General features: G+C 49.7%; 2 protein-coding genes. Both read left to right on the forward strand.

Annotation, left to right across the window (positions count from 1 at the left end; genetic code table 11):
• Positions 1–522: 2-oxo acid dehydrogenase subunit E2 (locus KDK17_RS08560; protein ID WP_257287858.1), on the forward strand; the 522-nt coding region annotated here is incomplete at its 5' end.
• A gap of 62 nt (positions 523–584) precedes the next feature.
• Positions 585–1,140 (forward strand): FAD-dependent oxidoreductase (locus tag KDK17_RS08565; protein ID WP_257287859.1); only part of this gene is annotated, 556 nt, incomplete at its 3' end.

Raw genomic sequence — 1,140 nt, forward strand, 5'->3', positions numbered from 1 at the left:
GGGTTTATGTCCTTCTTTGTCAAAGCCTGTGCTGAAGCCCTGCGTCGATATCCTGCAGTGAATGCCTCTATTGATGGTAATGACATCGTTTACCACGGCTATCAGGATATTGGCGTGGCAGTCTCCAGCGATCGTGGTCTGGTTGTACCTATTCTGCGTAATGCTGAAAACATGAGTCTGGCTGACATTGAGGCGAAAATCCGTGAATACGGTAAAAAAGCTCAGGGTGGCAAGCTGGATATTGAGGACATGACCGGAGGAACCTTTACTATTTCCAACGGCGGTGTGTTTGGTTCGCTCTTGTCTACACCGATTCTGAATCCACCTCAGTCCGCAATTCTGGGTATGCATAAAATTCAGGAGCGCCCCATGGCCGTCAACGGTCAGGTGGAGATTCTGCCCATGATGAATCTGGCTCTGTCCTATGATCACAGGTTGCTGGATGGCAAGGAAGCAGTCACTTTCCTCGTTACCATTAAGGAACTGTTGGAAGATCCAGCCAGAATCCTGTTGGAATTGTAAGTGTTCATGGGTTTTGCGGCGGCTCAAAAGGCCGCCATTCTCATTTTCTTGGAATAGAAGATATGGCAAATCAGTTTGACGTCGTTGTCATCGGCGCAGGTCCTGCAGGTTACGTTTGTGCAATTCGTGCTGCGCAGCTGGGTCTCAAGACTGCGTGTATCGAAAAGTGGACTGATGACAAAGGCAAGACAGCCTTGGGTGGAACCTGTCTGAACGTAGGTTGTATTCCCTCAAAGGCGCTGCTGGATAGCTCTCACAAGTTTGTTGAAGCACAGAAAGACTTTAAGCTGCACGGTATCAATCACTCCGGTGTTGAAATGGACGTGCCGCAAATGATCGCTCGCAAGGACAAGATTGTTAAGACTCTGACTACCGGGGTTGGTGGTCTGTTCAAGGCAAATGGCGTAACTCTGCTGGAAGGAGCTGGTAAGGTACTGGCGAACAAGCAAGTTGAGCTGACCAAGGCGGATGGTTCTGTTGAAGTTTATGAAGCGGGCAATGTTGTTATTGCAACTGGCTCCCGTCCGGTAGAGATTCCTCCAACTCCGACTGATGGTGATCTGATTGTTGATTCCACCGGTGCCCTGGAGTTTCAGGAAACCCCCAAGCGTCTGGGTG

Origin of the sequence: Endozoicomonas sp. SESOKO2 (genome assembly GCF_024606245.1) — a bacterium.
GTDB lineage: Bacteria > Pseudomonadota > Gammaproteobacteria > Pseudomonadales > Endozoicomonadaceae > Endozoicomonas_A.